Origin of the sequence: Hymenobacter cellulosivorans (assembly GCF_022919135.1) — a bacterium.
GTDB classification, from domain to species: domain Bacteria; phylum Bacteroidota; class Bacteroidia; order Cytophagales; family Hymenobacteraceae; genus Hymenobacter; species Hymenobacter cellulosivorans.
Map to the genome: position 1 here is coordinate 5,834,326 of NZ_CP095049.1, position 24,697 is coordinate 5,859,022.

Below are 24,697 nucleotides of genomic sequence, written 5' to 3' on the forward strand. Positions count from 1 at the left end.
AACCGCAGTAAGGCAAACCTTCGAACCCAGAGCCTTGCCGGCAGCGGCCCAACAGCTCCCTACCATTGCCGACATCTTTCATTTCGGTTGGCACGCTTTGCCAGAGAGGATATACATAATTTACCACCGCGCAAAAAAGACCTATCCACTTATAATATTCTGAACGACCTGCGTTGCTTTATGTGCTCCGGTTCAGCAGGCAAAACCAATTGCGTTACTCGGCTATTTATTTCTAATCACCACTTAAATCACACTGCATGAATTTTATTTACATACTTACTGCTGGCAGCCTTTTTCTACTGGCTTTTCTAACGGCTACGAATGCTAGAAAAGTAAATACGCTGGCTAACCAGTGGCTTAGCTTTTTTCTCTTCTGCTTTGCCTGTCTGTTGTTGGATCGGGTGTTACCTGCCACCCGCATCTACCCGGCTTACCCGCATCTGCTCGGGCTTACTGAGCTAACCCGGCTGGCTATGGCCCCGGCGCTCTACCTCAGTATTGTGCATTTCACTTCGCCCGACCGGAGAGGGCACCCGAAGGACCTGCTGCACCTTATTCCCGCCTTGCTGTTTCTACTGTATATGCTGCCTTTCCTGCTGCAGACTGCCGAAGAAAAACGAGCTATTCTGCACGGGCACTTTCCTGCCCAAAGCGCCTTCTCTGCTGTGCTGGGTCAATTCATGTTTTATGCCGTCAAGCTCCAAATCCTGGGCTATTGGGTAGCTTCCTACCTCCACTTACTGCGTCATCAGCAGAACGTCCCGCGGTTTGCTTCCTCGCCCGACCGTATTGATCTGAACTGGATGAAATATTTTTTGTTGAGCCTGATTTTTATGGTAGGGCTCTGGCTCAATGAATTGTTCTTCCGCCTCCCCTTTATTCTGATGCTAACGCCCTGGTTATTTCTGGTGGCCGTGTACGGGCTGAGCTACTTCTCGCTTCGCCAGCCCGAAGTCTTCGATTTTCCAGAGCCAGAAGCTGCCGAACTCGACGACTTACTCCAGCAGCCGGCCACAGCCGAAAAAACGGCCCCACCCCGACTTCTTCCCCACCAAGTTAAATCCCTAAAAGAGAAGCTAGGGCAGTTGATGCAGCGCGAAAAGCTGTTTCTGGAGGCCAACCTGGGCTTACCCGATCTGGCCCGGCACTTGGAGCTTTCTTCCCATGAGCTGTCGTATCTGCTCAACCACGGGTTTGGTCAGAACTTCTTCCAGTTCATCAATGAGTACCGGGTTGAAGAAGCCAAACGCCTGCTTCTTTCTGATCAGCATCGGCATTTGAACATGCTGGGCGTAGCTTATGAAGCCGGCTTTAGCTCTAAAACCACGTTTAATACCACCTTTAAGAAACTGGTCGGCCAGTCCCCCAGCCAGTTTGCCCGGGCCCATAGCACCCCACCGTTAAAAGAAGCGTCGGGAGCGGCCTGATGGACCAAGCCTCGCCCTCCTCGTTTCTGCCCTAAAGCCGCCCTGGGTAAAACCGCAAAGGAGCCGTAGTAAGATGAAGTCCTACCCAGGAAGAGCTGCTCAAATGCCTGCTTGGGAAGCGCGCTTACTGCTGCCCCAGGCCAGAGCCACGAACCGGATGGCCGGCCGGCTGTTATCTTGCCGCCATGAATCCTGCCCTGCCGCCCCTGCGTGAATCTGCCGTAATCGTGCCCGTGTACCGCGACGCGGCCGGGGAGCTGCAACTGGTGCTGGTACGGCGCGGGGAGCGGGGTATTCACGGCGGGCAGCTGGCGTTTCCCGGTGGCAAGCGCGACCCGGAAGATGAGTCCTTGCTGGCTACGGCCCTGCGCGAGGCCGAGGAGGAAGTGGGCCTCAAACCCGAGGACATCCGGGTGTTGCTGCCCTTACCGGCGCTGAGCACTTTCACCGGCGGCTTCCACATTACGCCGTTTCTGGCCAGTATCCGCCGGCCCGCCACGTGGTGGTGCCAGCAGCCCGAAATTGCCGAGGTGCTCGAAATCAGCCTGCGTACCCTGGCCGACCCGGCTACCCACGCGCAGGAATGGTGGCAGCTGCCGGGCTGGGAGCAACGGATGCTGGTCGATTATTACCGGGTGGGGCCCTACCAGCTCTGGGGCGCCAGCTACCGGATTATTCACCCCCTGATTCCGCGGCTGCTGGCCGGGGAGTGGGATATTTAGGGAAGGTTAGGGCACTAGCGGTAAGCTAAAAACCCCACCCGGGCAGGCTGCTCAGGCGGGGTTTTCGCGGCGCGGTTCACGCGCGTTGGTGCAACAGGTAGTGCAGAAAGAGCGGCGCTACGGGCGCGTTTTGCGCAGGAGCTTAATTCGAAACTGGCCCTCGGTAAGGGTTTTCACTTGATTGGCGGAGTTGAGAACTGGCCCGCGGAAAGTGCCGACCAAAATATCATTGTCTTTGCTGAGAATCTTCACGACCGGGCCGTCCTTGGTCAGGGTCGAGCCGCCGTACCGATTAGGGTCGGGGCCGGATACCGGGCCTTGGGTGCTGGAATAGTCGCCGAAGCCAATCGAAGCCCACTTGGTCCGATCGGCAGAGTTGAACTCGGTCGGAACCGTCAGCGCATCCAGGTCCACGTTGCCGAAGATGAGCATAAAGTACTTCGAACTGGCTGTACCCCCGTTTTCCAGGCGCATAATGTCGATTTGCTGCAGCCGCTGGGTGCTGCTGATCCAGAAGTTCTGGTAGCCGTTGAACAAGGTATCCGGCACGGTACCGTTGCGGCGGTACACGTCCTGGCAGTCGACGTACTGGCCGTCGGCTTTGGCACTCACAAACTCGTCGGTGCGAGTCACGCCCCCCTCAGGCTGCGGCTCAGCGTCCTTGGAGCTGCAAGCGGCGGCCCCCAGCAGCAGGGAGCCCAGGGCATAGGTACATAAGGTCTTGACCATAAAAAACGGGAGGTAGCAACATGAGAAATACGGGTGGGCGGTCCGGACTCAGCCCCTGCTTAGCACCCCGATGACCGGACTCGGGCCCCATAGGTTGCGTGGCTCTTACAAATTGGGTTGCGGCATATCTTGCGCCAAGACCACCGCTACCAGCTACGGCCCCTGCTAAGTTCAGGGCTGCATACTTTGGCACGGATTTCAATTCCTATTTTGCCGGTGCGTAGCCCCTAACCTTTAGGCTGCGTACAGCTCCACGTCTATGAAACGTCTGTCCTTTTTTCTACTTTTCCTGGCCTCTTTGGCCGCATCTGCTCCCGCCCGCGCTCAGGGTGAGCAGTCCATCTGGTACTTTGGCGGCCAAGCGGGCCTGAAGTTTTCCGGCACCGCTGCTCCTACCCCACTGCTCGACGGCAAAATGACTACCTACGAAGGCAGCGCAGTAGCCACCAACCAGCAAGGTCAGCTGCTGTTCTACACCGATGGCGAAGTGGTCTACAACCGCAAGCACCAGGTCATGCTCAACGGCAAAGGGTTGATGGGCAGCAAATCCAGCGCCCAGAGCGCCCTCATCGTACCCGACCCCGGTAGCGGCAACGTGTTTTACATCTTCACCACCGCGCCCCAGGGTGGCAAGAATGGTATGCGCTACTCCGTGGTCGACATGACCCGGGAGGGCGGCTTCGGCGACGTGCCCCGGGCCAACATGCTGCTGATTTCGCCGGTGGCCGAGAAGCTGGCCGCCGTGAAGCACAAAAACGGCCGCGACATCTGGGTGGTCGGCCACCGCTGGAATTCCAACGCCTTCGTCTCGTACCTGGTGACGCCCGAGGGCGTGGAAACCAAACCAATTCTGAGCAATGTGGGCAGCATGAATGCCGGCCCCGGCCGCAATGCTATTGGCTGCATCAAGTTCTCGCCCGACGGCCGCAAAATTGCCTCGGCCCTGTGGCGGGAAAGCAACAAATTTGAGGTATTCGACTTCGACAACACCACGGGTAAGGTCAGTAACCCGCGGCAGTTTGGCACCTACGAGGAGGCCTACGGCGTGGAGTTCTCACCCGATGGCACCAAGCTCTACGGCACCTGCAACGGCAAGGGCGGCGGGCAGGCCGAAGTCTGGCAATTTGACCTTGCCACCAAAAGCAAGGATAACGCGGTGAAAGTGGGCACCTCGGCTAACCGCAAAATCGGCGCCCTGCAGCTCGGTATTGATGGCAAAATCTACGTGGCCCGCGAAGACAACCCGTTCCTGGGCGTTATCCAGGACCCCAACGCCGCTGGCAAAGCCTGCAACTACGTAGATGACGGCCTGAAGCTGGGCGGCCGGCGCAGCAAGCTCGGCCTGCCCGTTTTCGTGCGGTAAAGCAGGTCCCATGTTACATGGCAGTTTACCATCGGCTGTCATCCTGAGGCGCAGCTAGAGGACCTGCCTCGCCTACCCCACTGAAGCAACTTATCAACGTAAAAAAGCCCTTTACCACCAGCGTGGTAAAGGGCTTTCTACATTTAATAATTATTATCACTTAGACAGAGGAGAGATTAGAGCTGATGCAGCACGCCACCTTTCACCGTCCTACACTCAGCCGCTAGTCCTTGATTTCGCCGAAGCGGAACCGCACGAAGCCGGCGGCCACCGAGGCGTAGGGGTTCTTATCGGCCAGCAGGCCGGGCAAGTCGCGGGTACTGACGCCGAACTCGTAGATATTGGTGGTAAACGCCACGCCCAGGGGCAAGGCAAACCCGTAGCCGGCACCGCCTGCCACGCCACTACTCAGGCGGATGTATTTATTGGGCTTGAAGTCGATGCCGGCACCCACGAACGGGCTCGTAATGTTGCCGGCCACTTCGTTCAGCGGCAAAGTCACGTCGAGGCCCATTTCCAGGCGGTCAGTGACGCGCAGGCTGGCCCCGGCGCGCAGCTTGGTGGGCAGCTCGGCCCGGTGCTCCTGACTGGGCTGATAGACTAATACGCTGTCGGTGCCTGAGGCAAAAATCTTGGTGGCCTCGCTCAGGAAGTCGTAGTTGTCGACGCCGTTGGAGCGGAGCTTTTTGAGCTTCTGGTCGGAGGCCGTCAGCAGGTTGCCCTCCCAGGTCATGTGGCCCAGGTCGGTGACCGAGAGGCTGGCGCGCAGCATTTTACCGGCTTCCATGGCTAGGCCCAAATCGAAGCCGTTGCCCTTGCCTACCGGCTGCAGGCCGTTGCCCCGCTCCTGCAGATTAAAGGACGTGTTGTTGACCACCTTGCCGTAATCAATGTCGAACAGGGGAGACATAGCGCTGTAAGCCTCGATTTTGCCCGGCTCGACGCGCACGTCCACGATACCCACGCCCTGAATGTAGCGGTAACCCACGCCGCCCGAAAGCCGGAACAAGGGCAGCGTAACGAGGCGGCGGGCAAAAGCGAAGTTGAACTCGTTGTACCAGGTGCCCTGAAACTGGGTGCCGGCCAACGACTCCGTTATGAGCGGCGAGGTAGTGGGATTATAGTTGGCGTAAATCGGGGCTTCCTGGCCCAGAAACATGATTTCGGCCGCGTTCTGATTTAGCGCCATGTGGCCCGCCAGGCGCTGCCGGTTGCTGAAGGCAAAGCTGCCCAGCACCGGAAACGAGGCCGATACGGCCACCGTCGTCACGTCGGCGTTGAAGTTGAGCGTATTGTCGGAGGTGAAAGCCCGGGCCAGCTCCAGCTTGTCGGCTTTGGTCAGGGTCTGGTTGGAGTTGCGCAAGAATTTCGACAGCTGGCTGCGCGTCAAGGAGGCCGAGCTGACGCCCACGCCGCCCTCGCCGATAGAAAAGGCCACTACCGCGTTGTTCATGCGGGCCATGTTGGCCGGGTTGATGCCGATGGCTTGGTAGTCGCTGGCGAAGCTGTTGGCAACGCCGCCCCGCCCCACGATGGAGAAGGAGCTTAGCTCACTCTGGGCGCGCAGGCTGGTGGCAGCCAGCAGCCCCAAACCAGTTAGCAAGGCAAGACGAGTATTTTTCACGGGGGCAGTTTGCTGGTGAGGAGTCAGTGACAAATGAGCGGCAAGCTATTGAAGCCAACCGCTTTATCATACGCAAAGGGCACTACCTTCGCTGAGTCTGGCAAAAGTGTGGCTGGAGCCACCTATTTTGCGGGCCAGCCGTAGTTCTCGAACGGCAAAGGTAGCCGACTAGTGCCTGCTGCGGCTTAGCGCGGCGGGCTTTCTTGCAAAATCTCTTTTCCCTTGGCCAAGCGCTTTTCTGTTGACGAGTACGCCGCCGGCATCCTGGCCGGCAACCGCATGGTGCTGAGCCGGGCCATTACGCTGGTGGAAAGCACCCTGCCCTCCGACCAGCACCTGGCCCAACAGGTCCTCGACCAAGTACTGCCCCACGCCGGCCGCTCGGTGCGGGTGGGCATCACGGGCGTGCCGGGCGTGGGCAAAAGCACGTTTATCGAAGCCCTGGGTCTGGAGCTGCTCCGGCAAGGGAAGCGCCTGGCCGTGCTGGCCGTCGACCCCACGAGCCAGCGCAGCGGCGGCAGCATCCTCGGCGACAAAACCCGCATGAACCAGCTGGCAGCCCAGGAGCAGGCGTACATCCGGCCTTCACCGGCGGGCCGCAGCCTGGGCGGCGTCACGCGGAGCACTCGCGAAGCCATGATTCTGTGCGAAGCCGCTGGCCACGACGTCATCTTCATCGAAACCGTGGGCGTGGGCCAGAGCGAAACCGCCGTGCACGGCATGGTCGACTTCTTCCTGCTGCTGATGCTGGCCGGGGCCGGCGACGAGCTGCAAGGCATTAAGAAGGGCATTATGGAAATGGCCGACGCGGTAACCATCACGAAGGCCGACGGCCAGAACGAAACGGCTGCCAAGCTGGCCCGCCGCGAGTACCAGAACGCCCTGCACCTGTTCCCCTTGGCTCCCTCGGGCTGGAACCCCAAGGTCACGGTCAGCTCGGCTCTCACGGGCCAGGGCGTGCCGGAGGTGTGGCAGGTGGTGGAGCAGTACGTGCAGCAAACCCAGCAGAGCGGCTACTTTCAGCGGCGGCGGCAGGAGCAGAATTTGCACTGGCTCTACGAGGCAATCCGCCAGGGGCTGGAAGAACAGTTTTATGCCAAGGCCAACGTGCAGGAGCAGCTCCCGGCGCTGCGTCAGCAGGTCATTGAGGGCAGCAAATCGGCCTTTGGAGCCGCGGCCGAGCTGCTGGGCCTGTAAGCACGGCACGGCGAAAGTCAGGCGCGGGAAACCCTTAGCGGGCCCGGCGCGGGCTCACGCCAAATTTTTTCTTAAAAGCCGCGCTGAAGTGTTGCAGCGAGGAGTAACCCAGCTCGAAGGCCAGCTCACTGGCCGTTTTGCGACCTTCAATCAGTTGGGCCTCGGCCTCGGCTAGGCGGTAGTCGGCCAGGTAGCTGAACACCGTTTGGCCAAACATTTCCTTGAAGCCCTTCTTGAGTTTGAACTCGTTGAGACCGGCAATGCGGGCCAGTTCGGGCAAAGAAGGCGGCAGGTGCAGGTGCTGAATGAGGTAGTCGCGGGCAAAGAGTAGGCGTTCCTGGTCGTACTCGGTGCGGGCGAAGCGCGCCGGTTGGTGCCGCTCAAAGGCCTCAGCCTGTAGCACCAGGATTTCGAGGGCTTTAGAGTACAGGAAAAGCTTCTTGAGCGGCCCCTGAAAGCGGCAGTTCAGCACTGCCCGAATGGCATTGTGCAAGGCCAGGCCCACGGTTAGGCTTTGCTCGCCCAGCACCACGGGCTGACCTTCGAGCACCCGCTCGCCGAAACGGCGCAGTACCTCATTGCCCTGCCCGCTCAGGCGCAGGAAAGCCGCTCGGGTAAACTGCACCATAAAGGTTTCGGTTTCCAGCTCCTCGTTGCGGCTGGTGCCCGCGAAGCCCGGCCAATACATGAGGTTGTGCTGGTAAGAGCCCATAATCAGCGGCCGGCCCTGGGGCTGGTGCTCGATAATGACGCGCCCCCGCAGATTGAATTGCAGATGTACTACATCAAGCTCGGAGCGCCATTCCTGGGTGGTATATTCCCGGAAGTGCCAGCGGGCATGACTGAGCCGGATACCGTCGAAGTACCAGTGCGTGAGCGTACCGCGGCCGGCGGCAAATTCCAGCTCGCCGGTTTGCTCCACCAGCTCGGGCACATCGAAGTCCTGGGCCACGTGGTTGTTGGCGTGCATCAGGGTGTTATCAGCAGCGGCGCGGACTTCCAGGGGCATGGAGTGAAGATAAATGTTTGCGGCAATACCGTCGTCAGCAGGCCCTGCCGCTGTTGCCGCAACGGTGCTGCCACCAGCTGACCCGGGTTGTCGGTTGTGCTGAGCGGCCAGCTACTCCTGCAAAGCTGCTGGTGAAAAGCCTGGATTGGGTTACAGTTCCGGGAGCTTGAGTTATAGCTCCCGGAATTTGCGGCTAAGCCCGGGGGCAAACCGGGCCGGTTTCGTTGACTGGAACATCGGGCTAGGCTTGGGCAAGCTCCTGACAGGAATCAAAAATCCCGATTCTATAAGTCTGACTCCCATTTCTATAACGTCGGCCGCTGCGGCAGGCCGCACCTTTGCATTGTTGGCGCGGCTATAGTTTTTCAAGCCCCGCGCTTACCATTTCTGATGCTGGACCTGGAAGTTTTTCGCACTACTGTCAATTGCCCCGTAGCGGCGGCCGAGCTGCGCGGACACTTGCTGGCGCGCTTGCCTTCTGCAGCCCGCATCAGCTTCGACCTCGACGACTGTGACCGGGTGCTGCGCGTGCATACCCCCGGCCAGTGGCTCGATGTGCATACCGTAGCGGCGGTTTTGCGGGAAAGTGGCTACCATTGCGAACCACTACCTGACTAGCCCTGCTAACCCAACTTTCAATGCCCTCATTTAAACAACTTCGTCAGATGATGCAAGTCAAAGGCAGCGGCGTGCTGGTCAGCCGCGACTATCCCGTTTCCTCATTTACCCGCCTGCACCTGAGCGTGCACGGCACTGTAGAGCTCCTGTACGGGGCCGAAGAAAAAGTCGTGGTGGAAGCCGACGACAACCTGCTGGAGCACCTGGAGGTCGTCAATTCGGGCCGCACGCTCTACGTCACGAGTGAAAATAAGCTCCGGGCCCCGGCTTTCACCGAGCTGCGCGTGACAGTGCATCTGCGCCAGCTCGACACGCTCTATTGCGCCTGCCACGGCAACGTGCGCAGCGGCAATACGCTGGTGGCCTCGGGCCCGTTAGAGGTCAAAATTCATTCCCACGGCGACACCACGCTGCAGCTCGAAGCGCCGGCGCTTACCGTAAACATGGCCTGCCACGGCAATGTGACCCTCAGCGGCACCGCGGGGGAAGTGCAAATCAAGAATGCAGCAGACGGCTACATCAACACCCGGGAGCTGCTGGCCCAACACCTACGCCTGCGCAACCTGGGAGCCGGCAACCTGGACCTTTACGCCGAGCAAACCATTAACCTCTCGCACATGGGCGCCGGCTATATTCACTACGCCGGCCCGGCCCTCCTCACGGACGTGCAGCAGTACGGCGCCGGCGAGATTCGGCACGTGGAGTAAGGAGCGGCGGCTTTCGTTCAGTTAGTTCCTAAAACGGAACGACTGGACTTACAGCCCAAGCGGCACTTCGAGCAGGTCCCACTTGTTGCCGTAGACGTCGGCAAAGACGACGACAAGGCCGTAGCTTTCCTGGCGTGGTTCTTCCAAAAACTGCACGCCCCGGCCTTGCAGGCGGTGGTAGTCGGCCCAGAAGCTGGTCGTATGCAGAAATAGGAAGACCCGGCCGCCGCTCTGGTTGCCAATGGCTTTTTGCTGGGCTTCTCCGCGGGCCAGGGCCAGCAGCAGCCCGGTTTCGGCGCCGTGGGGTGCAATGCGGACCCACCGTTTGCCGGCGCCCAGGTCGGTATCTTCCAGAAGCCGGAAGCCCAGCACTCCGACGTAATAGGCCAGCGCTTCGTCGTAGGCGCGGACCAATAAGGCTATAGAACCCAGCTGCATCGTTTCAATCTGATAAGTAGTGCTAAGGACAGTGTGTGGTGGCACTCGGGCAGGCAAGTGAGCCAGAGTTGAGTTTGTCCGAAAGTCGCCTTGCCTGGTAACTCTAAAGGTACGCCGCAAAAAAGGAGCCTGTCCTTTCGGGCAGGCTCCTTGTCAATAAGTTCAGTTGGTCAGGCTAGGCCCGGCGGGGCCGAATGGCCAGGTAATCCAGGTAGTACAGGATTTTCACCGACACCGAGTTGTTGTGCGGGGTATTGATGGTGTTGCTCAGGTTGTCGAAGTACAGCGGTGTGGCTTGATTGGCCTGGAGAAAAGTGGAGCCGGCGTTTTTCCAGACGATGCTGATCTGGGAGCCGGGCGCAAACCACCACGAGTATACCGCATCGATGTTGAAGGCGTTGAAGGTATTGTCGCGGTTGCGCTGGTAGTCTACCGCCGTTTCCTCGCCGCCTGGGGCCAGGCGGGCAAAGCCCAGGTAGCGCACCGTGCTGGTATAGTGGCGGGTGCGAATGGTCAAGGACATGCGGTTGGTGAAGGTATAAGCCCCTTGCAGCACGTTCGACACCGTCACGACGCGGCGGCGGCCGAGCAGAATGGCGTTGGGAAACTCATCCAGAATCTTCTTGTCCTCGGGGTAGTCGCTGCTCAGGCTGCCGTCGTCGCCGCTGGAGGGGTTCACGTAGCCAATCTGGTTGCGGTTAGTGCTCCAGTCGAGGCTGTAGCGGAAGTTGAGCTTGTTGCTGACGCGGTAGCGCGGCGAGAAGCCAAACCCGATGCCCAAACGGCGGGGCCGCTCAAACCGGTCGTCTTCCTCATACACTCGCACCCCCGCGTTCATATCCAGGGCCAGCTTCTTGCGGTAGTCCGACGAGGCAAAGGCGCCGAAATTGCCGTTGGCTGGCACTCGCACATAGTACTCGCCCAGCGGCTCCACCCGGGGCTCGTAATAATCCCGGTTCACTGGGTTCACATCGAAGTCGAAGCCGACCGTAATGAAGCTTTTGGTAAAGGTAGTGTTGGCTCCGCCGTAGAGGTTGGTTTTCTGGTAGAGCGTGGGCTTGTAGAGGTACGACTGGTCGAGGCCGAAGTAGGAATAGAAGTTATTAACCTTCCAGAAGGGCTTGTAATGGTTGTAGTTGCCATAAATGCCCTGGGAAATATTGTTGTTGCCGAACAGAATGCCCAAGTCGTTGGGGTTGTAAGTGTGCGACTCAATGCCCTGGTTGAGGCCCCAGGTGAAGCTGCCGCTGATTTTGCTTACCCCCACCTGGTACTTGTAGCCGTCCTGGTCGTCGACCTGCTCTTCGTCATGGAACAGGTAGCCGCGGCGGCGCGAGTACACCAGGCGGCCATCCACGGCGTAGGAGTTTTTCTTGTTGGCGAAGCGAAACAGGCCGCCCGTCACGTTGGCGTCGTAAGTACGCCCAAAGCGCGTCACGTTGGTGTTGATGAGCGAGACGTAGGAGTTGTTTTTCAAACTCTGGTCGAGCACGGCAATGTTGTAGTTGCTGAAGGGCTGGGTTAGCTCCTGGCGCTCCTCCCCCGTTTCCGTGTTCCGAATCGTGGCGTACACGTCGTTGCTTACGGCATTGAACACGCCCACGCCCAGCCCCTTGCTCGTGCGGCCCGAGACCTTAGTGGCGTTCAGCAAGCGGGTTTCCGCCGGGTTGCGCACAATTTTCTCGTTGTCGCCAGCCTCCACATTATAGAAGCCGATGGGTGTGGCCCCCACCCGACGGGAGTAAAACAGATTGCCCTTGCTGAAGAGCTCGGTGCCTTCAGTAAAGAACTGTCGGTTTTCGGCAAACTGCACCTCGAAGGGTGAGAGGTTCAGAACTTGGTTGTCGCTCTGCACTTGTCCGAAGTCGGGTACCAGCGTAGCGTCCAGGGTGAAGCTTTCGTTGATGCCCCACTTCACGTCGGCCCCACCGTTGAAGCTGGTGGTGGTGCGGCGCGTGCCTTCTTCGTTGAGCGGGTTGTGGTTGACGTAGCCCGAAATGTAGGGCGTGAGCGAAAGGCGCAGCGGGGGCTCAATGTCGCGCAGGCCTTCAAGCGTACCCCACTGGTTCACGAAGCCATCCACGGCGGGCTTTACCTCGTTCCAGAAAAAGGCCTGGTTGTCGCGCTTGCGCTGCCGCATAAAGTTGAGGCCCCACACCTGCTCGGCTGTTTTGCTGAAGCGGATAGCTGAGTACGGAATCCGCATTTCGGCGTACCAGTCGGTGCCTTTCACGCTGGTGCGCGAGTCCCAGACGGCATTCCAGTTGAAGTCTTCGCCACTGGCGGGCGAGTAGCGGGCGTCCATCTGCACCCCGCCGGTGGTCACGAAAAAGCCGTAGCCGTTGAGCTTGTCATGGTAGGTATCCAGAAAAATCCCGATAAAGTCGGTGTTGCCGAAGTTGTCGCGCGCGGTTAGCTCCCGCATGATGGAGTCGGCGGCCACGTCGTGCATCACGGCGCCCACGTAGATGTTGGCATCGTCGTAGAGCACGCGCACCTCGGTTTTGTGCTTTTCGGGCGGGCCGGGGTTAGGCCGGTTCTGAATAAAGTCGGTGGCAATGGGAGCTTGCTGCCAGCTTTCCTCGTCCAACACCCCGTCCAGCTTTACGGGGGTCGTGATGCGCAGGGCCTGCAGGTGCTTTTTGGGCGCCGGCACCGCAGCGGCAGTGGGCGCAGGCGTTTCTGCGGCGGGCGTTTGCGCAGTAGCCGAATACGTGAGCATTCCTAAAAAACAACCGAGGAGGACACGTAAAAACATGAACGCAGAATGAAGATGTGGGAGAGAGTGTGATAGATGATAGCCGATGCCGAATGGTTGCTCAGGGCAGCGGGGAAAGCCACAAAAAAAGGCCTGCCAGCTGGCAGGCCTTTTTTCCGGAACATCGTTTTATTCGGTAATAACGACGTCCATGTTGAAGTTTTTGCCGTCGGTTTTGCCGAGCAGCTCCCGGTAACGCTTGGCCGTTTCCTCCGGCTGCCGCTGCCCGTTCACCGTCATGCCCGAGGGGTTGAGCTGAAACTGATACGAGCGGGAATTGGCGTCAATCAGGCCGTCTTTGCGCAGCTGCTCACCCAGGGCCACCGAGTTGACCTTCACGTTGCGCGGGGCACGGGGTGCGCGGGGTGGCGTGGGGGGCACCGGAGGAACCGGCGCCAGGCTGCTGCTACGCGGGGCCTTCGGGGCCCGGGGAGGAGCCGGCGGCGCGGGCGGAGTAGGCATGTCGCTGGAGCTACTGGTAGTGTTGGAGTAGATGCGGTTTCTGTCGTTGCCAGTGTTGCTGAACACCACCGAACCCGTGGAGCCGATGGTACGGCCGGTGCCGTCCTCAAACAGTTTGCGGTACTTGGCCGCTACGGCTTCGGACTGCTTCTGCCCATCGACTACCATTTCATTGCCCTTCAGCACCAGTTGGAAGTACTTCTTATCCTTGATGAGCTTGTCCTTCTCCAGCTCATCAATCATGGCTTCCTCTACTTTGCGGCTCTGCTCCTCCCGAATGGCGCGGGCTCGTTCGCGCTCAGCCTGGGCCCGTTCCCGTTCGGCCTGGCGCACTTCCCGCTCGGCTTGCTGCCGTTCGCGCTCGGCCTGCTGCCGCTCGCGGTCGGCTTCTTGCCGCTCCCGGGCGGCCTCATTGGCCTCCTGCTGCCGCTCGCGCAGTTCGTCGCGCCGCTCCCGCACGCGGTCCAGCTCCTCCCGGATTTTTTCCCGGGCTCTGGCATCCGTTTCATTGCGTTCGGCTTCGCGCAGCGAGCTTTCGGCTTCCTGCAGAGCCTTGGCAGCTATTCGGTCGTTGGCAATGCTGGCGTCTTTGCCGGCACGGATTTCCACGCGGTTGCCGTCGGCCAGCACGTAGGTGCGGGCCCGCCGGATTTCGTCGCCGCTGCGGGCCAGATCCTGCTCCAGGCGCTGCATCGAGCTGCGCAGCTCCTCTTGGTCGCGGGCCGACATACCGAAGTTGTGAGAGTCGAAATCGAAATTGAAGTTTGAGTTAGAACCCGAGCGGCGCGCCGTGCGGCTGCTTGGGGCCAGGCGGATGATTTCGGTGGTGTTGGCCTTGGCTTTGGGCTTAGCAGTGGCTTCTTCCATATCGATGCGCTGTCCGTCCACGTAGAGTTCGGTTACACGGCCTTTCTTGTCGCGCTTCACTACTACGGTGCCCCCGTCTTTGCCCCGGCGCATCACCTGCCCTTCTTGGGCATCGCGCACAATTACTACGTGCTTGTCGTCCTTGCTCTTCGACTTGCGCTTTTTCTTGTCATCATCGTCGCCGATGGGCGCGGCGGGTGCAGTAGCCGTCTGGAATGCAGGCAGACTCTTAGCCCACATGCTATTTTCGGGGCCAAAAACGGCACCAACGAGTTCCTTGGCACGCTCGGGCCAGGGCCGCGGGTTGGCCATGGCTACTACGGTCGTCAGCCCAATCAAAGCCAGACCACCCACTACCACCAGTGCTGCCATGAAGCCTTCCGAGAAGGTGGGCGCAGCGCGGCGCTGTACTAGCCGCCGGATGCGGCCCAGCAACGACCCATCGGGGCCCACAGCCGACAAAGCCAGGCGGGGCGTAGGGTACACATTTTGCCCCATTTCGGCCAGAGCAGCCAGGGCTTTAGCCAGCGTCAGCGGGTCGCCGCAGATGGCCGTGGCTTCGTCGTCGCAGCAATTTTCGCGCTCCGTGCGCATACAGGCCGTAATAAACCAGGCGGCGGGATGGTAGAAAAACAGGATTTCGGCCACCGACTGCAGGATGTTCATCAAATAGTCGCGGCGGGCAATGTGGGCCAGTTCGTGGGCCAGAATGGCTTCCAGCTGGGCCTGGCTCAACCCCATAACGGTGCCCAGGGGCAACAGAATCACCGGCTTGAGGTGACCGGCCACCAGCGGGGCCTTCACCAGCGCCGACTCCAGCAGGGTCACGGTGCGCTTGATGCCGGCACGGGCGGCCAGGGCCTTAAACCGCTCGTTCCACTGCTCCGACAGCGGCTCGACGCGGTAGTGGCGCAGGCGCTGTACGTAGGCCAGGCCGCCGAGCATGCGCAGCGTCATGGCCAGCAAGCCCAGAAACCAGGCCGCCACTATCAGGGGCAAGTGCTGGTCGAAGTACTGCCGGCCGGTTTCGAGCAGCGACACTGACTGCTCGGCAACTACGGCCGAGGATGCCGCAGCTGGGGCCAACAGAGTCAGCGAAGCTGCTGAGGCGGCCGGTGTGGCAGCTGAAGCGGCTGCCACGGGTGTTTTTGCCGTCAGGGCCAGGGCGTAGTGCCGCCCAAACGTAACCAGCGCCAGCCCGAGCATAATCACCAGGGCCAAGCCGGCCACGTTGTAGCGCACCTGAGCTGAGTGCCGGCGCAGCACCAGCAACAGCCCCACCAACGCCAAGCCGACAATGGCTCCCTGCCACAGGGAGTGCACAATTGTCCAGCCCACAGCCCGGACCAGTTCCGGCGTCAAGGTATTCTCAAGCCAGTTCATCGGGGCCTCCTTTCTCAGTTTCGGGTTTGTCCTGTTCGATTTCGTTGAGCAGCGTCCGGATCTGGCGTAGCTCCTCTTTGGATGTGCGGCGGTTGCCTAAAGCCTGCATGACCAGCTTCATGGCCGAGCCCCCGAAGGCGGCTTCCACAAACCGGTCGAGCAGCTGGCTCTGGGTTTCCTCTTCCCGCACGGCGGCGCGGTACACGTGGGTGCGGCTGTCGTCGTCGCGCAGCACGAGGCCCTTATCGAGCATGAGCTGCAACAGCTTCAGCGTGGTGGTGTAGCCTACTTCGCGCTTCTGGCTAAGTTCGTCGTTCACGAACCGGACGGTGCTCGGGCCATGCTGCCAGAGTACCTGCAAAATTTCGAGTTCCGATTCGGTGGGTTTGGGAAGGGATGCCTTACTCATAATGGGGTGCTTTGCTTGATACGAACTACTTCGTACATCAAACATATACGAAGTGAATCGTAGATGCAAATTTTACCTACGATTTATTTCGTATATCTAGTTAAGGCACCACTTCCTGGTAACGCGAAACCTGACTAAACCCATTGTTTAACGGCTTATTACCAACGTGATGCCACCCAATTAAACGCCATTCATTAAGTTCCACAACCAGGAAAACCAGCAGCAAAGCTGTTTTTTCCTGGTTAACTTTTACCCAACCAGAGTACAGTTACCCCTTGGCCCGCTTGCGCTTCATCGTCACGCGCGACCGGGCGCAGACGCCCCCAAACGGCGGGTTGTGCTTGGCTACGCTCACCTTCACCGATTTCACCTGGGCAAACTGCCCGAGCACCCGGTCCAGAATCCGGTGGCCCACGTGTTCCAGCAGCCGCGCCGAAACGGCCATTTCCTCCCGCACAAGACCGTAGAGCTCCACGTAATTCACCGTCGTGTCCAGGTTGTCGGAAGTGCCGGCGGCGTGCAGGTCGGTACCAATGTACAAATCGACGGTGTAGCGGTTACCGAGTTTCTGTTCTTCCTCGAAAAAGCCATGGTAGGCAAAAAACTCCATTCCTTCCAGTGCAATCTGGCCCATGTGGTGAGGTAGTGAAATTGTGAAACGGTGGGTTATAAACTTCCCTCACTGATGAGGCTGAGTGGAGAAAAGATACGGGCAAGAAACCTCATAAAAAGAAAGCCCGCCCCAAGAGGCAGGCTTTCCCATAATCGGCTACAAAATCCGTCGAACCCGTGGTCTAGATTTCGTCGAAGAACGACTTCTCGGCAGCTGTAGCAGCCATGCCCGGGTGCGTGGAAGGCGAAGGCTGGGTGATTTCGGGGTGACCAGGGCCAATGGGCTGGATGTCTGGGGCGGTGGGCTCGATGCGCGGACCGGTGGGGTCGGGCACACGGGCCGGCTCAGGGTTATAAATGCGCGAAGGGTCTACGTGACCGGGGTTTTCGTTGGGCGTGCGGTTGGGCTCGATGTCGGGGCCGGGCGTTTGGGCCGGGGCACCTGGGTCGGGCTGCTGCCCGGGTTTGGGATTGTAGCTGCCAGGCTGCGGCCCGATGGGGCGGGCGGCGGGCGTGTCGCGCAGGGCTACGCCGCCGGCAGTGGCAGCAGTGGCACCCGCTACGGCGGCTACGGAAGAGGTGGAAGCAGAGCCTACGTACATGGCAGTATCGGTTTCGGGTGAGGAATCAGGTTTACTCACCTTTACGCTGGCCGCCCGGGAAAGGATGGCGGCCGCCTCGGTTTTCGGCCGAGCTTTCACTTTCTCTACCTTGTCGATGGTGTCGTTGGCCAGGCGCTGTAAATCCCGCACGAGGCTTTCGAGCTGGCCTTCCAGGCGCTGGCACTCCTGGCCCAGGCCGTTTACTTCCGTTTTCATTTCGCCTACCGTGCGCTCAGCTTGCTTATAGGCATCGTCCACTACCTGCCGGGCTTTCTGGCGGGCATCGGCCAGAATCTGCTCGGCCTTGAGCTGGGCTTCGCGCACCCGCAGCTCAGCCTCGCGCTGGGCCTGCTCGGTAATGCTGTTGCCGGTGTCTTCGGCCGTTTTGAGGGTACGGTAGAGGGAGGTTTCCACTTCCCGCATCTTGCTTACTTCCTGGGTGGCGTGCTCCAGCTTGAGGCGCAGCTCCCGGTTTTCGTCACCCATTCGCTCCCACTGCTGCGACAAGGTCACCAGGAAGGCTTCTACTTCTTCTTTGTTGAGGCCGCGGAAGGCCTTTTCAAAGGTTTTTTGCCGAATATCGAGGGCGGTAATTTTCATGGGAGTACAAAGGAAGAAGAAAGGAACCGCCGGAAGCGGGAAAAATGGCCGGAGCGCGGCCCGCGGCGGTACTGGTTAATGCACAACTGCGGGCCTCACTCCTAGCTACTCTGCACCAGTTGCCAAACCGCAAGACTTCGGTCGTCGCTACACGAAACTAGCCGTTTCCGCGGTCCGGACCAAAATAACTTGTTGACCGAAGTGCCGTGGCCGGCGTGCCGGGCCTTGTCGAGCACGCGCAGCAGGCGGAAGCTGTCGGCCTCCCAGAGCTTGATGGATTTGTCCATGCTACAGGTGGCAAAAAACTGCCCGTCGGGGCTGTAGGCCACGTGGTTGATGGCAAACAGGTGGGCAATAATGGTCTGCTGCTCCCGGTAGTCGTTGGCCACGTCCCAAATGCGCAGGTGGGCGTCGCGGCCGGCCGTGAGCAGCCAGCGCCCATCGGGCGAATACGTGGCCGTAAACACCGAGTTGGTCGAGCCTTCCAGGGTGTATTTCACGGTTAGCGTATCGGCGTCCAGCACCCGAATCAGTTGGTCGCTGCCACCCACGGCCAGCTCGTTGCGCTCCTCGTGCAGGGCCAGGCAGCGCAAACTTTTCTCGGAGAGCCGCAGCAGGTGCAGCAGCCGAAAATCCTGGGCGTGCAGCACAGCCAGCGTGCCATCGGCCAGGGCCACGTAAATGCGCTGCCGCGGCGCGGAATAAGCAATATCGAAGATGGCCATGGGCGGCAAAGCCGTGGCGTGAACCAGCTTTTTCTGCTCTAAGTCGATGACCTGCACGCCCTGAAAATTGTGCCCAATCAGCAGCAGATGGCGGCCGGACACGTAATGCAGGGCGTACACCGAGTTTTCGACCCGGGCTACCAGTTCGCCGTCCCGCTCGGGCTGGTCGGTGTTCCAGGCGACCACAAAGCCATCGGAGCCGGCCGAGTAGATGATAGGCTGCGCCGGGTCGCCGGTCAGGGCGTACACGCAGTCGTGGTGGCCGCTCAGGGTGGCAAGTTTGTGAACCTCCGGACGATACAGCAGCGGCATGAGCTTGGGTTAGGATTTAGGGCAAAAATACGCCAGTTTTGACGACCCGTGCAGACTCCGCCCGCACCACGTTATCCTATGGCCTGCTTTTATCAACGGCCTTTTTATTTATTGCGGCCCAAAGTCTGACCCGGCCTTACCCCACGTATATTGGTTTATGCCCCTGCACTCCGTCACGCCGCTTTCCGACCATGCCCTGCTGGGCTTGTGGCACCTGACGGAGCAGCCCGCCGACTTACTAAGCCAGGTACCCCGACCCGAACTATACAGCCAATTGCAGCCCACAACCCGCGACGAAGCCCGCACCTTGCAGTGGCTGGGTGGCCGGGCTTTGGCCCACGCCTTGCTCGCGCAGGTAAACCCCGAGGCCCGGGCCGTGCTGCGCAACGACGAAAACGGCCGTCCTTACTTCGAGCAGCTACCTGATTACGCAGTTTCGTTGTCGCACTCGGGCCAGTGGCTGGCGGGCATCGTGGCTACTCGCGGCCGCGTTGGCACAGATATTGAACTGATTCGCACCAAAGCGCAATTGTTGGCTCCCAGGTTTTTATCGAAAGACGAGCTAGCCAACACCGGCGACGATGTAGCTAAACATAGTCTCTATTGGAGTGCCAAAGAGACGCTCTATAAGCTGCATAGCCGCCGGGGCCTGGTGTTCAAAGAGCAAATTCGGCTCAACCCGTTTGAGCTGCGGGAGGCAGGTGTGTTGACGGGGCACCTGCTGCTAGAAAACTCCCGCAGCCAACACCAGATTCACTACCAGCGCCCTGCCCCCGACTACGTGCTGACCTACTGCGTGGAAGACGCGCGGCCTCCCTCCTTCTGACTTTCGCCCCCGTACATGACCTTTCGCCGAATTTCCCTTATTGCTGCCGTAGCCCTAGTTTTTTCCGCTCTTGCCGTAGGGGTAGCCCGCGCTCAGGATGGCCGCTCGGTCAGCGACTTTAGCCTGCAAAGTCCCACCAATGCGACGGTAACGCTCAGCAGCTACGCCAAAAACAAGGCTGTGGTGGTAGTGTTCGTGAACCCCAACTGCGCCTTTTCCAAGCTTTACCAGAGCCGGCTGAATGCCCTAAACTCGGCCTACAGCGGCCGGGGCGTGCAGTTCCTGTTCATTAATACGCCCATCAACCTGGAGGCTACCGCCGACGCGGCCGATGCCGAGAAGCTCAAGATGAAAACCACCGGCGGCGAGGATTATCCTTACCTCACCGACGAAGGTCAGAAGGTAAGCACCCTGCTGGGTGCCACCAAAACGCCCGAAGCCGTGGTGCTCGTGCCCGCCGGAACTGGCTTCGTGATTCGCTACAAAGGTGCCATTGACGACAATGCTCAGGTGGAAGCCTACGCCAAGGAAAAATACCTGGCCCAGGTGCTGGATAACCTCCTGGCTGGCCGCCCCGCCGGCATCCCCGATAAGCGCGCCGCCGGCTGTTTGATTAAAAAGCCGTAGCCTGACGCTTGTTCTTGCGAGGCTGAAGCCATCCGCCCTCTGCTCGTGATATACGCTCTTTCACCAGAAAGCCCTAACGCCAGAGCAGGCGTTAGGGCTTTTTACATTAGAAACCCATATCCTTGCTTCGTTCCTCGCAAGGACATGGGTTTCTAGAATCTTTGGCTAAGAAGGACCGGCTTACTCCTCGTCGTCTTCGGCTCCCGTTTCGCCGTCCGTCACGTTGCCGCTTTCGTCGGTGAGGATGGCCAGGAGCTTGCTTACTTCGGCGGCTTTGGCGGGCTCTTGCATCTTTTCGAAGCTCAGCATCAGGTTGCGCAGGGCCCGGCGCACGATGTCGAGGTGGGAACAGGGCTCGAAGAAAATGTCATTGGACGACAGGTTCAGCTGGGCTACATAGTGCTCAATGTCGGTGCGCGAGAGAATCAGGCCGCGGTTGTAGCAGTTGATGTAGAAGGCTGGAAAGGTTTTGTCCTGGGGCTGAAAGGTGAGCACAAACAGGTTAGGCAGATTCACCCCGTAGATGGGCAGTTCCAGTCGCTGAGCGACCAGCAGATAGATTACGCAGAGGGTAAGCGGGTTGCCGCGGCGGGTTTCCAGCACCAGGTGGAGCATGGAGTTAGCTGGCGAGTGAAAATTCTGGGTGTTGGCCGCAAACTTATGGTTGCGAAACAGCACGTGGTTTAGGACCTGCACCTGGTCGGCGGGGTGCATATCGGGGCGCAGCAGGGTCCAGACTTCGAAGCGCAGCTGCTCGATGGCGCGGTTCAGGGCCTGCAGGTCGGCATCAGGGTACTGGTAGGAATTAAGCAGCCACATGCCTTCGAGCAGGTTTTCGCCGCCCGAGTCGCGCCACACGCGCAGGCGCTGCTGCAGGCCTTCAAACTGCAGGTTGTGAATCAGGTCTTCGAGGCGCTGCTGCTGCTGCGGGTCGAGACTTTCCTCCCACGATTCTTCTAAAAACGGGATAATACTTTCCCCCAGCGTCTGGATCCGGTCCTGAATCTGCGGGGCAATTTCCGGATCGTCCAGCAGGGAAATGAGGGCTTTAATTTCTTTGTTGGTCATGGATGCGTGAGCGGGCAGCGCGAAGCCACCGATATGCGGAGAAGAGCAAATAAAAGCAACCGAGGCGGTTTGGCCGCCGTCGGCTGCCGGGAATTAACATATATCCGGGGGAATATTGTTCAATTCCGGGGCAAGGGGAAGATCAGGACTTGTTTTGTTGCAACAACGGCTGGCACAGGGTTTCGTTGGGGCAGGAAAAGCAGTACGCGTCCTTTGTTTGTCATCCTGAGCCTGCGAAGTACCTTCTTCTACGTTCTGCCTAAGCTTATGCAAAGTGAAAAGCCATTCACCACGTCCTTGGTAAAAGGCTTTTACACGTCGGCATCGACCTTGCTGGGGTAGGTGGGGGTAGGTCCTTCGTCGCCGCTTCATGCGCGAAATGCTCAGGATGACAGACGACTTGGGCAAGGTGTCTCCCTATATCCGGAAGACGTTCTGTCCACTCCCCTGCCTTACCGTAGCAGGTTGGTTTTGGCCAGCTCCAGCACTTCGTCGCCACGGCCACTCATAATGGCTTTAAGCGTGTAGAGGCTGAAGCCCAGCACCTGCTCTTTCTGAATGGTGGGCGGCATCGACAACTCGGTGCGCTTCACCACGGCATCCAAAATAACCGGGCCGGGGTGGGCCAGCATTGCAGCTAGGGCGGTAGGCAACTCGGCGGGGTCCGTGACGCGGATGCCACGGATGCCAGCCGCTTCGGCCAGGGCGGCGAAGTTGGGATTCTCCAAATCGGTGCCGTAGTGCAGGATGCCCGAGGCCTTCATTTCCAATTCCACGAAGGCCAGGCTGTTGTTGTTGAAAATGACAATTTTAACCGGGGTCTTGAGCTGCTTCAGCGTCAGCAGCTCGCCCATGAGCATGGCAAAGCCCCCGTCGCCAGCCAGGGCAATAACCTGGCGGCCGGGAAAGGCCAGCTGAGCGCCCAGGGCCTGGGGCATGGCGTTGGCCATACTGCCGTGGTTGAAAGAGCCGATAAGGCGGCGCTTGCCGTTGAACTGCAAGTACCGAGCGGCCCAGATGGTAGGGGTGCCTACGTCGCAGGTGAAAATAGCGTCCTCGGCGGCCTGCTCATTGAGTAAGCGGGCCACGTACTGTGGGTGCATGCTCGCGTCGCCGGGTTCACCTACAGCCAGCTCGTCGAGGTCTTGGCGGGCTTCGCGGTAGTGGTCCAGAGACTTCTCCAGGTGGCGGCGGTCCGACTTATGATTCAGCAAGGGCAGCAGAGCCTGCAGCGTAGCAGCTACGTCGCCGACAAGGCCTACTTCGACCCGGGCGCGACGGCCGATATGCTCGCCGCGCAGGTCAATCTGGACGGTGCGGGCTTCCTGGGGCAGAAACTGGACGTAGGGAAAGTCGGTGCCGAGCATGAGCATGGCGTCAGCGGCCATCAGGGCCTCGTAGCCGGAGGTGAAGCCCAGCAGGCCACTCATACCCACGTCGTAGGGGTTGTTGGGCTCTACGTACTCTTTACCGCGCAGGGCATGAACCACCGGCGCACCCAGCATTTCGGCCACCTGCAATAGTTCGGCGTGAGCCTGGGCGCAGCCGGCGCCGGCCATAATGGTCACCTTATCACTGGTATTGAGTAGGTCAGCAGCGGCCCGCAGCTCCTCGATGCCGGGCACCAGCGTGGGCTTGCTGCGCAGCACCGGCAGCCGCGGCTCAGGCGTCTCTACTGATTGGTGGCTAATGTCGCCGGGCACGACCAGCACCGCCACCCCGCGCTGGGTCAGGGCCGTCTGGATGGCAATTTCGGTGCAGCGCACGGTCTGGTCAGCGTGGCCAATCAGCTCACAGTAGGCGCTGCATTCCTTGAAGGTGAGCTCGGGATGGGTTTCCTGGAAGTACTGGCTGCCAATTTCGACGCTGGGAATCTGGGCGGCAATGGCCAGCACCGGCACCCGGCTGCGGTGGCAGTCGTAGAGGCCGTTGAGCAAATGGGTGTTGCCGGGGCCGCAGGAACCGGCGCACACGGCTAGGCTGCCCGTCACATGGGCTTCGGCGCCGGCGGCAAAGGCCCCGGCTTCCTCATTGCGCACATGAATCCACTCAATACCCTCCCGGGCCCGGATAACGTCGGTAATGCCGTTAAGCGAGTCGCCGACCACGCCGTAGACGCGCTTTACGCCGGCGGCAATTAGGGTATCGACAATAATTTCGGAGACAGTTTTCTTCGCCATAATCTTCGGGTATAGGATGAAGGCTATACGGGAAGTAGCGGAGTTATGCCCATTTCAGACTGGCTTTGCCCGCGGGCTGCGCGGCCGGACGCCTCTAGTAGCTCAGCGGCCACTGCGCGCTAGAAGTTGGGAATACCCAACTCGGCCCGTGAACGGCCCAGGTGCCGGGTGAGCTCCTCTACCAGCTGGTTGGCCCCCACCGAGTAGGTGTAGCACTTGACCTGCCGTTTTCCGTCCGATACCTGTACTGCCATGCTAAAGGCACTAAAGCGGACAGTCTGGATGGCCTCCCAGCGTAGCAGGTGCGGCTGGCCCAGCATAGATTGGCGCCAGATGCCCTCCGGCGTGAGCGTAAGCCGCCCCCCGTACCAGCTCAGCAGCAAGTACAGGCCCATACCCCCAAACATAGCCGCCAGCAGAAGTTGGAGGCCCATATCATCCGGGTTATGCTCGAAGAGGGCCCACAACAGCAAACCCAGCCCGATAGCGCACGAAAACAGACCCAGGAGCCGGAAGAAGCCCGGCATCAGCACGAGGATATGACCCTCGGCATCCTGGCCGGGCGCGTGCTTCGAGGCTTTTGCCAGATACTGCGTCAGGACAAATACCCCAATGGCAATGAGTCCATACACCGGGAAATTGCTCATACATGTACAATAGTATTCAGGCCGCAACATACCGATAAGGATAGGTTAGCAGGCATACAGCAGGAAGTATTGGTTTGGGAATGCGGCTACCAGCCGTCAGCTTTGCTACACGTAGCGGCGGCGCCAGATCTTATACCAATCCTTGTTGCGCGGGTAGCTGCGCGTGGCCGTGATATTGTTGAACACCAGGGCCACCAGCAACAGAATAACGACGCCCGTCAGCACCGGCATGAGCATATACCAGTAGCCGAGCGCCTTGAGCTGGGCCGAGCCGATGTTAGCCACGAGGGCAGTAGCGCCACCGGGTGGGTGCAGGGTCTTGGTCATCTGCATGGCCACGATGGTTAATGACACGGCTAGGGCCGCAGCTAGCCACAGCTCCCCTCCCACCAGCTTCTGCACCGTGACGCCGATAAATGCGCCAATCAGGTGGCCACCAATGAGGTTGCGCGGCTGAGCCAGCGGCGAGTTGATATGGCCGTACAGTAGAACGGAGGTTGCCCCGAACGAACCAATTATCCACAGCGTGTCGGTGCGCTCCAGCACGTAGCTGTTCAGCAGGCCAATGAGGCCAATACCGATAAAGGAGCCCAGAAACGTCCAGATGTGCTCTTTGTAGTCGAAGAGGGTTTCCTCGTAAATAATCAGCTTTACCCGGCGGGCCTGCTGCCGCAATCTTCTTTGCATTCGTCGTACTCAGGCCTGTGGGCCTTGGTGGTTGGCCGGGCAAAGGTAAATGAGCAGCCGTGAAGTGGACTTTCACGAAAGCAGGAAGTGGAGTGACA

General features: G+C 59.7%; 22 protein-coding genes. 8 read left to right on the forward strand and 14 right to left on the reverse strand.

Features of this window, described 5'->3' with window-relative positions; translation table 11 throughout:
- The first annotated feature begins 401 nt into the window (after positions 1-401).
- Both MUN80_RS24685 and MUN80_RS24690 read left to right on the forward strand, forming a co-directional pair.
- The gene (locus MUN80_RS24685) at positions 402-1,427 is read left to right on the forward strand and encodes a helix-turn-helix domain-containing protein (protein ID WP_244724960.1); all 1,026 of its coding nucleotides are present in this window, start codon (positions 402-404) and stop codon (positions 1,425-1,427) included.
- 185 nt (positions 1,428-1,612) lie between these two features.
- Positions 1,613-2,149, forward strand: coding sequence for an NUDIX hydrolase (locus MUN80_RS24690; protein WP_244717416.1), 537 nt, complete (start codon positions 1,613-1,615; stop codon positions 2,147-2,149).
- Between the two features lie 117 nt (positions 2,150-2,266).
- Here the strand turns inward: MUN80_RS24690 and MUN80_RS24695 are convergent, their stop codons facing one another.
- Positions 2,267-2,878 (reverse strand): hypothetical protein, encoded by a 612-nt coding sequence (locus MUN80_RS24695; protein WP_244717418.1) that lies wholly within the window; start codon positions 2,876-2,878, stop codon positions 2,267-2,269.
- Between the two features lie 259 nt (positions 2,879-3,137).
- Here MUN80_RS24695 and MUN80_RS24700 point away from each other — a divergent pair, with 259 nt between their 5' ends.
- On the forward strand, positions 3,138-4,241 hold the full coding sequence (locus MUN80_RS24700; RefSeq protein ID WP_244717421.1) for a hypothetical protein: 1,104 nt from the start codon (positions 3,138-3,140) through the stop codon (positions 4,239-4,241).
- Positions 4,242-4,464: 223 nt separating this feature from the next.
- On the opposite strand, the gene MUN80_RS24705 is transcribed toward MUN80_RS24700, so the two are convergent.
- Positions 4,465-5,865, reverse strand: a complete 1,401-nt coding sequence (locus MUN80_RS24705) for a DUF5723 family protein (protein WP_244717424.1) — start codon at positions 5,863-5,865, stop codon at positions 4,465-4,467.
- Positions 5,866-6,087: 222 nt separating this feature from the next.
- Here MUN80_RS24705 and meaB point away from each other — a divergent pair, with 222 nt between their 5' ends.
- Entirely contained in the window at positions 6,088-7,062 is a 975-nt protein-coding gene (gene meaB / locus MUN80_RS24710; protein ID WP_244717427.1) for a methylmalonyl Co-A mutase-associated GTPase MeaB, read from the forward strand.
- Between the two features lie 34 nt (positions 7,063-7,096).
- On the opposite strand, the gene MUN80_RS24715 is transcribed toward meaB, so the two are convergent.
- Positions 7,097-8,071: a helix-turn-helix transcriptional regulator gene (locus tag MUN80_RS24715; RefSeq protein ID WP_244717430.1), complete on the reverse strand. Its 975-nt coding sequence runs from the start codon at positions 8,069-8,071 to the stop codon at positions 7,097-7,099.
- A gap of 390 nt (positions 8,072-8,461) precedes the next feature.
- On the opposite strand from MUN80_RS24715, the gene MUN80_RS24720 reads away from it, so the two are divergent.
- Both MUN80_RS24720 and MUN80_RS24725 read left to right on the forward strand, forming a co-directional pair.
- On the forward strand, positions 8,462-8,689 hold the full coding sequence (locus tag MUN80_RS24720) for a hypothetical protein (protein ID WP_244717433.1): 228 nt from the start codon (positions 8,462-8,464) through the stop codon (positions 8,687-8,689).
- A 47-nt stretch (positions 8,690-8,736) separates the two neighbouring features.
- A complete protein-coding gene (locus MUN80_RS24725; RefSeq protein ID WP_244717435.1) occupies positions 8,737-9,396 on the forward strand; it encodes a head GIN domain-containing protein in 660 nt (219 codons plus the stop codon).
- 48 nt (positions 9,397-9,444) lie between these two features.
- Here MUN80_RS24725 and MUN80_RS24730 read toward each other — a convergent pair whose 3' ends face one another.
- The 7 genes from MUN80_RS24730 to MUN80_RS24760 all read right to left on the reverse strand — a co-directional run bounded on the left by MUN80_RS24730 (position 9,445) and on the right by MUN80_RS24760 (position 18,564).
- A complete protein-coding gene (locus MUN80_RS24730; protein ID WP_311136257.1) occupies positions 9,445-9,879 on the reverse strand; it encodes a VOC family protein in 435 nt (144 codons plus the stop codon).
- A 130-nt stretch (positions 9,880-10,009) separates the two neighbouring features.
- A complete protein-coding gene (locus tag MUN80_RS24735; protein ID WP_244717437.1) occupies positions 10,010-12,556 on the reverse strand; it encodes a DUF5916 domain-containing protein in 2,547 nt (848 codons plus the stop codon).
- A gap of 165 nt (positions 12,557-12,721) precedes the next feature.
- Positions 12,722-15,283 (reverse strand): M56 family metallopeptidase, encoded by a 2,562-nt coding sequence (locus MUN80_RS24740; protein ID WP_244717439.1) that lies wholly within the window; start codon positions 15,281-15,283, stop codon positions 12,722-12,724.
- A 7-nt stretch (positions 15,284-15,290) separates the two neighbouring features.
- Positions 15,291-15,713, reverse strand: coding sequence for a BlaI/MecI/CopY family transcriptional regulator (locus MUN80_RS24745; RefSeq protein WP_244717441.1), 423 nt, complete (start codon positions 15,711-15,713; stop codon positions 15,291-15,293).
- Positions 15,714-15,981: 268 nt separating this feature from the next.
- Entirely contained in the window at positions 15,982-16,347 is a 366-nt protein-coding gene (gene folB, locus MUN80_RS24750) for a dihydroneopterin aldolase (protein WP_244717443.1), read from the reverse strand.
- A 160-nt stretch (positions 16,348-16,507) separates the two neighbouring features.
- On the reverse strand, positions 16,508-17,527 hold the full coding sequence (locus tag MUN80_RS24755; protein WP_244717445.1) for a DivIVA domain-containing protein: 1,020 nt from the start codon (positions 17,525-17,527) through the stop codon (positions 16,508-16,510).
- A 101-nt stretch (positions 17,528-17,628) separates the two neighbouring features.
- Positions 17,629-18,564: a WD40 repeat domain-containing protein gene (locus MUN80_RS24760; RefSeq protein ID WP_244717447.1), complete on the reverse strand. Its 936-nt coding sequence runs from the start codon at positions 18,562-18,564 to the stop codon at positions 17,629-17,631.
- Positions 18,565-18,721: 157 nt separating this feature from the next.
- Between MUN80_RS24760 and MUN80_RS24765 the strand changes: the two genes are divergently transcribed.
- Both MUN80_RS24765 and MUN80_RS24770 read left to right on the forward strand, forming a co-directional pair.
- The gene (locus MUN80_RS24765) at positions 18,722-19,390 is read left to right on the forward strand and encodes a 4'-phosphopantetheinyl transferase superfamily protein (RefSeq protein ID WP_244717449.1); all 669 of its coding nucleotides are present in this window, start codon (positions 18,722-18,724) and stop codon (positions 19,388-19,390) included.
- Between the two features lie 15 nt (positions 19,391-19,405).
- On the forward strand, positions 19,406-20,017 hold the full coding sequence (locus MUN80_RS24770) for a redoxin domain-containing protein (protein WP_244717451.1): 612 nt from the start codon (positions 19,406-19,408) through the stop codon (positions 20,015-20,017).
- Between the two features lie 180 nt (positions 20,018-20,197).
- Here MUN80_RS24770 and MUN80_RS24775 read toward each other — a convergent pair whose 3' ends face one another.
- From MUN80_RS24775 to MUN80_RS24790, 4 genes are all read right to left on the reverse strand, one after another.
- Entirely contained in the window at positions 20,198-21,085 is an 888-nt protein-coding gene (locus tag MUN80_RS24775; RefSeq protein WP_244717453.1) for a transglutaminase-like domain-containing protein, read from the reverse strand.
- Between the two features lie 452 nt (positions 21,086-21,537).
- The gene (gene poxB / locus MUN80_RS24780) at positions 21,538-23,265 is read right to left on the reverse strand and encodes a ubiquinone-dependent pyruvate dehydrogenase (RefSeq protein WP_244717455.1); all 1,728 of its coding nucleotides are present in this window, start codon (positions 23,263-23,265) and stop codon (positions 21,538-21,540) included.
- Between the two features lie 119 nt (positions 23,266-23,384).
- Entirely contained in the window at positions 23,385-23,912 is a 528-nt protein-coding gene (locus MUN80_RS24785; RefSeq protein ID WP_244717458.1) for a PH domain-containing protein, read from the reverse strand.
- Between the two features lie 105 nt (positions 23,913-24,017).
- On the reverse strand, positions 24,018-24,599 hold the full coding sequence (locus MUN80_RS24790) for an HPP family protein (RefSeq protein ID WP_244717460.1): 582 nt from the start codon (positions 24,597-24,599) through the stop codon (positions 24,018-24,020).
- Between the last annotated feature and the right edge of the window lie 98 nt (positions 24,600-24,697).

Excerpts from the sequence above, each read along its gene's own strand:
- MUN80_RS24690 (WP_244717416.1), top strand. The coding sequence starts at position 1,613 with ATGAATCCTGCCCTGCCGCCCCTGCGTGAATCTGCCGTAATCGTGCCC.
- MUN80_RS24695 (WP_244717418.1), bottom strand. The coding sequence starts at position 2,878 with ATGGTCAAGACCTTATGTACCTATGCCCTGGGCTCCCTGCTGCTGGGG.
- MUN80_RS24700 (WP_244717421.1), top strand. The coding sequence starts at position 3,138 with ATGAAACGTCTGTCCTTTTTTCTACTTTTCCTGGCCTCTTTGGCCGCA.
- MUN80_RS24715 (WP_244717430.1), bottom strand. The coding sequence starts at position 8,071 with ATGCCCCTGGAAGTCCGCGCCGCTGCTGATAACACCCTGATGCACGCC.
- MUN80_RS24720 (WP_244717433.1), top strand. The coding sequence starts at position 8,462 with ATGCTGGACCTGGAAGTTTTTCGCACTACTGTCAATTGCCCCGTAGCG.
- MUN80_RS24725 (WP_244717435.1), top strand. The coding sequence starts at position 8,737 with ATGATGCAAGTCAAAGGCAGCGGCGTGCTGGTCAGCCGCGACTATCCC.
- MUN80_RS24735 (WP_244717437.1), bottom strand. The coding sequence starts at position 12,556 with ATGCTCACGTATTCGGCTACTGCGCAAACGCCCGCCGCAGAAACGCCT.
- MUN80_RS24745 (WP_244717441.1), bottom strand. The coding sequence starts at position 15,713 with ATGAGTAAGGCATCCCTTCCCAAACCCACCGAATCGGAACTCGAAATT.
- folB (WP_244717443.1), bottom strand. The coding sequence starts at position 16,347 with ATGGGCCAGATTGCACTGGAAGGAATGGAGTTTTTTGCCTACCATGGC.
- MUN80_RS24755 (WP_244717445.1), bottom strand. The coding sequence starts at position 17,527 with ATGAAAATTACCGCCCTCGATATTCGGCAAAAAACCTTTGAAAAGGCC.
- MUN80_RS24760 (WP_244717447.1), bottom strand. The coding sequence starts at position 18,564 with ATGCCGCTGCTGTATCGTCCGGAGGTTCACAAACTTGCCACCCTGAGC.
- MUN80_RS24765 (WP_244717449.1), top strand. The coding sequence starts at position 18,722 with ATGCCCCTGCACTCCGTCACGCCGCTTTCCGACCATGCCCTGCTGGGC.
- MUN80_RS24770 (WP_244717451.1), top strand. The coding sequence starts at position 19,406 with ATGACCTTTCGCCGAATTTCCCTTATTGCTGCCGTAGCCCTAGTTTTT.
- MUN80_RS24775 (WP_244717453.1), bottom strand. The coding sequence starts at position 21,085 with ATGACCAACAAAGAAATTAAAGCCCTCATTTCCCTGCTGGACGATCCG.
- poxB (WP_244717455.1), bottom strand. The coding sequence starts at position 23,265 with ATGGCGAAGAAAACTGTCTCCGAAATTATTGTCGATACCCTAATTGCC.
- MUN80_RS24785 (WP_244717458.1), bottom strand. The coding sequence starts at position 23,912 with ATGAGCAATTTCCCGGTGTATGGACTCATTGCCATTGGGGTATTTGTC.
- MUN80_RS24790 (WP_244717460.1), bottom strand. The coding sequence starts at position 24,599 with ATGCAAAGAAGATTGCGGCAGCAGGCCCGCCGGGTAAAGCTGATTATT.